This is a genomic window from Streptomyces sp. CNQ085, from assembly GCF_022614595.1.
Taxonomy (GTDB): Bacteria; Actinomycetota; Actinomycetes; order Streptomycetales; family Streptomycetaceae; genus Streptomyces.
This window is the reverse complement of record NZ_JAJFAU010000106.1, coordinates 3,543-8,275: the sequence shown is the minus strand read 5'-3', so window position 1 is coordinate 8,275 and position 4,733 is coordinate 3,543. Positions and strand designations below refer to the sequence as shown.

The 4,733-nt window shown below is 75.9% G+C and carries 3 protein-coding genes and 1 pseudogene; 1 reads left to right on the top strand and 3 read right to left on the bottom strand.

Annotated features, from left to right (window positions below; translation table 11 throughout):
• The 3 genes and pseudogenes from LJ221_RS17205 to LJ221_RS17195 form a co-directional block, all read right to left on the bottom strand.
• A pseudogene (locus LJ221_RS17205) lies at positions 1-348 on the bottom strand (ATP-binding protein); the annotation flags it as partial.
• A gap of 202 nt (positions 349-550) precedes the next feature.
• Positions 551-913, bottom strand: coding sequence for a hypothetical protein (locus tag LJ221_RS17200; protein ID WP_241717617.1), 363 nt, complete (start codon positions 911-913; stop codon positions 551-553).
• Positions 914-1,137: 224 nt separating this feature from the next.
• Entirely contained in the window at positions 1,138-1,986 is an 849-nt protein-coding gene (locus tag LJ221_RS17195; protein WP_241717624.1) for a DeoR/GlpR family DNA-binding transcription regulator, read from the bottom strand.
• 242 nt (positions 1,987-2,228) lie between these two features.
• On the opposite strand from LJ221_RS17195, the gene LJ221_RS17190 reads away from it, so the two are divergent.
• Complete coding sequence (locus LJ221_RS17190) at positions 2,229-4,679, top strand: hypothetical protein (RefSeq protein ID WP_241717616.1); 2,451 nt, start codon at positions 2,229-2,231, stop codon at positions 4,677-4,679.
• Positions 4,680-4,733: the final 54 nt, after the last annotated feature.

The window sequence follows — 4,733 nt, the reverse complement described above, 5'->3', positions numbered from 1 at the left end:
GGCCTCGCCGCCCGCGGCGAGGCCACCCGGGGTCGGTGAGGGGACATATCCGGGGAGCGCCCCCACGGCGTGTGCGGGGGAGAGCTGCGGCGCATGGTCGCGCACGGAGATCGTCAGCCGGTCGAGGAGCAGCGCGATCTCCACGGTGCAGCGGCTGTTCGGGCCCGCCTGCCGGAGGGCTCGGGCAAGCAGCTCGGCCACGCCGTCAGTCGCCGGGCCGACGAGCGGGTCCAGTTTCCAGTAACGCAGCAGGGCCGACACGATGCGGTGGATCTGGCCGGCCCGGGAGGGCGGGGCCTGGAACTCCACCGTCCGCTGCCGGCCGGACATGCTGGGGTGGCTGATCACGACTGCGGCTCCCTGGTGAGAGTGCGGGTGTCCGGACGACGGAGGAGAGCGCGTCAGGTGCGCTGACGGTCGCTACGGCACAGACATCAGCGTGATTCAGACAGCGAGAAGGTGCAAATCGGGCAATCTTTACGGGTGGGTGCGCCGATGGACACCACGCCGGGCCTCCCGGCCCCGGCCGCCGTTCTCCGGACGTCCGCTGTCAGCCGTCGACCGGGGCCGTCGTGCGACGCTCCGCCGCGATCCTCACCGCTCCGGGCCTTCCCCGCGCCCGGCCCGACCGGGCCCGGGCGCTGCGCAGCGCGGCCACCAGGCCCTCGCGTGCCCGTCCCTTCAGGCGCAGCGCGTACCAGGTGCCGTTGACGGTCGCCAAGGCCCGTCCGCGCATGGCGTACCACGGTTCGCTGACGCGGACCTGCTCCACCGGCGCGCTGTCGATCTCACGGCCGTAACTGGTCAGCAGCACCAGCCGTCCGTCGCGGACGACGACCTGCCCGGCCCGGGTGAGGGACCGCAGCCACCGTGCTATCCGCACTCCGGTGGCACTGAACTCGGGTTCCGCCACAGCGCAACGCCTCCCACCTCGTCATCGCCGGTCCGCCGCCGTCGCCGGGCCGTCACCGGCGCCACCCCACAGGGTGTTGCCCTGTTCGTTCTGCCCTGTTCCGCTCTGCCGTGAAGTCTGCACCCGCCGGACCCGGGGCACCAGGGTGCGCGTACCGCGTTACGCGCACTGCGGCACGCGCCACGCGACGCGCGGGCCCGAAGACACCCCGGCTCCCGGTGCCGTCAGAGACGGCCCCATGTGTCGGGTTCCCCCTCCGCCACCACCAAATCCAGCTCCGGCAGCGCCTCGCGGATTTCCGCACGCGTCCGCCGCGGCATGCCGCCGTCGGTCACCAGCGTGTCCACCTCCGACAGGGAGGCGAAAGAACTCAGGCCCACCGTCCCCCACTTGGTGTGGTCGGCGACGACCACCACCCGCCGTGCGGAGCGGACCAGCCGGCGGTTGGTCTCCGCCTCGGCCAGATTGGGCGTGGACAGCCCGGCCTCGGCGGATATGCCGTGCACGCCGAGGAAGAGAACGTCGAAGTGGAGCGAGCCGATCGCCGCGTCCGCCACCGGACCCACCAGGGAGTCCGAAGGGGTGCGCACCCCGCCGGTGAGCACCACCGTCGCCGCCCCCGGGCGTCCGCCCCGAGGGACGTCCGCGCGCTGGGCGGTGTGGAAGACATCCGCCACCCGCGGTGAGTTGGTGACCACAGTCAGGTCCGGCACGTCCAGCAGGCACCGGGCCAGTGCGTACGTCGTCGTCCCCCCGGAGAGCGCGATCGCGCCGCCCGGGACCGCCATCGCCGCCGCAGCCCGTGCGATGTCCTCCTTGGCGCTCTGCTCCAGCGACGACTTCGCCTCGAAACCCGGCTCGTGCGTGCTCGCCCCCGACACCGGAACCGCCCCGCCGTGCACCTTCTCCAGCACGCCCTGCCGCGCCAGCGCGTCCAGATCCCGGCGCACGGTCATGTCCGAGACGTTGAGCCTGCGGGTCAGCTCGTTGACCCGCACCCCGCCGCGCCGCCTGACCTCCTCCAGGATGAGCGCGCGCCGCTGCTCCGCCAGGAGGTTCTGGTTGTCGCCCACCTGCTGGTCCGTCCCTTCTCGTCCACCGGCGGCCGCGCGCCCGGTCACACGCGCGGCCGTGTGTGCGGATACGGGCATCTGTTCGGCCCCATCCTTCCACGCGGGCGCGGCACGCCCGAAGCGCGATCGTGACGCACGGGCAGGCCTGTCGGGCTGCGCGCGGGGCCCGCAGCCGCCATCCTGGATGCCGCCGCGGGCAACCCCGCGGGAAACGGGGACACACCGGATCGGGGGAGCGCAGCATGCCCGAGAACCGGCCGGCACCGCCGGCGGGACAGAGCCGCGGCCGGGGGGAACCGGCACTGGAACTCCTGGTGCACGGAGTCGGCGGCACCACACCGCAGGAGATGCTCGGCGACCCGCGCACGGTGCGGATCACCGGCGACGACACCGCCGGTATCCATCGCCGCACCGAGGACGCGGACGCCGAGAGCCGCTTCGGCGAGTACTCCGGAGGCCTGACCGCCGACCGGTCGGCCGCCCCCCTGGCCGGGCCGTCGGCCGACCGCGCCCGGCAGCGGCCGATCCCCGAGGCGTACTGCTGGTCCAACCTCACCTCCGGCAACAGCGCCCGCGCCCTGTGGCTGCTCCTGCTGCCGTTCATGGTCGCCAATCTCGCCCACTGGATGCGCCCGGCGGCCCCCGCCCGCCACCGGGGCCAGCGGGTCTACGACGTCCTGGTGCGGTTGGTGGCGCTCTCTCTGACCGTGCTGCTCACCGCCGCGGCCTGCGAGGTCGCACTCGACCTGGTGGCCTGGCAGTGCGCCGCCTCCGAGCGCTGCGCACGCGGCAAGTCCTGGCTCGGGCCCCTCACCGGGGGCTGGTGGGCCTCCCCCGGCCGCCGCCTGCTCCTGGCCGCTTCGGCGCCCGCCGCGCTGATCGCACTGCTGTGGTGGCTGTCGCACCGCACCTGGAGCGCCTACGAGTCCGCCTCGCCGCCTCCGCGCCCGCCGGGCCGGGCCCGGCCGCTGCCCGGCGGCGAGCGGCCCGCACTCTCCCTGCCGGGCTTCTGGTACGGCCGCCGCCTGGTCTCCCGGCTGCGCGCCGCCCACACCGCGGCCGGACTGCTCACGGTCGCCACCGCCCTCCTGGCCGCGGCCGCCGACCACGATCTGCGCCCCGGCGGCGCTCCGGCGCTGGAGGCCTCGGGGCGGACGCTGACCGCGCTCCTCGCGGCGGGCTGGGCGGCGACCGTACTGGTCGCGGTGCGCAAGGGCCGTACCGAGTCCGAGCCGGACGAACGGATCGACCGGTGGGCCTCGAAGGCCTTGCCGGGTGCCGCGCTGGGCGCACTGGCGCTGACCGCCGTGTACGCCGCCTGGCCGCGCCCCGGCTGGACCTCCTCCGCCCAGCTGCCGGGCACCGGCGTGTTCGCCTGGCTCACCCTCCTGCAGGGCGCGCTGGCCGCCGCCATCGCCGTCACCGCGTACCTCCTGCACCGGGCGGCTCCGCCGGGCTCGTGCGCCGGACGGTGCGCCATGGGCGGGCTGGGCGGCGCCGCGGTCGCCTTACTGGCCTGCGCGCTCGGCGGAGTGCTCACCGGCGGCGTGGCCCAGCGGGTGGCGGACTGGCTGGACAAGGACGGCACCCCGGGCGTGGCCGGCGGCGCCATAGCGGGGCCGCCGGTACTGCTGAGCTGGCAGGCCGCCGTGATCCCCGTCCTGCTGCTGGTCGTGGCGGCCTTCGCGCTGTGCGCCGCGGTGCGAGCGGAGCGGACACGCGGGCGGCTCACCCCCCAGGTCGTCGACTCCTACGAGGGCGAACCCCGCGAGCTGGAGTCCCGCAGCCGCCGGATCGCCCGCGTCGTCGCCTGGGCGCGGCTGACCGACTCCGCACCGGCCCTGATCGCCTCCGTCGCCCTCACCACCGTGCTGCTGGGCGCCGGCGCCCTGGCGGGCGCGGTCCGCACCGGCCTGCCCCCGGGGCCGGCCGCGGCCTCCTGGCCCGGGCCGCTGCCCGCCCTGGCCCAGACCGTCCAGGCGCTCGGCTCCTGGCTGACGGGCGCGATGGTGGTGCTGCTGGTGGCGATGGGCCGCCGTGCCTACCGCGACGCCGCCGCCCGCCGCACCGTCGGCATCCTGTGGGACGTGGGCACCTTCTGGCCGCGCGCCGCCCACCCCTTCGCGCCGCCCTGCTACGCCGAACGCGCGGTGCCGGACCTCACCTGGCGGATGTACACCTGGACCGCGCGCACCGGCGGCCGGCTGGTGATCTCCGGGCACTCCCAGGGCAGTGTGCTGGCGGCCGCCGCCGTCTGGCAGCTCGACCCCGGCACCCGCGGACGGGTCGCCCTGCTCACCTACGGCTCCCCGCTGGAGCGGCTCTACGGACGCTGGTTCCCGGCCTGCTTCGGCCCCGCCCCCATGCGGGCGCTCGGCGAGGAGGTGGACTGCTGGCGGAACCTGTGGCGCCCGACCGACCCGATCGGCGGCCCGGTGATGCCGGGGGAGGACGGCGACCAGGAGGTGGACCGCGGCCCGCTGAGAGACCCGCTGCACTACGGGCGTACTCCCGAACATCCGCTGCCCGCACCGATCCTGGGGCACGGCGACTACCAGGCCGACCCCGCCTTCGACGCCGAGCGCACGGCGCTGCTGGACCGGCTGGCCGAGGGGCACGAGGAGCCCTGTGTCCCGGCCCAGTCCGAACGGGGGCCCGGGCCCCGCGCCGGAACCGGCCCGGCGGCGGACTAGCCGCACCGGGGGGGGGGGGGGGGGGGGGGGGGGGGGGGGGGGGGGGGGGGGGGG

Excerpts from the sequence above, each read along its gene's own strand:
- LJ221_RS17190 (WP_241717616.1), top strand. The coding sequence starts at position 2,229 with ATGCCCGAGAACCGGCCGGCACCGCCGGCGGGACAGAGCCGCGGCCGG.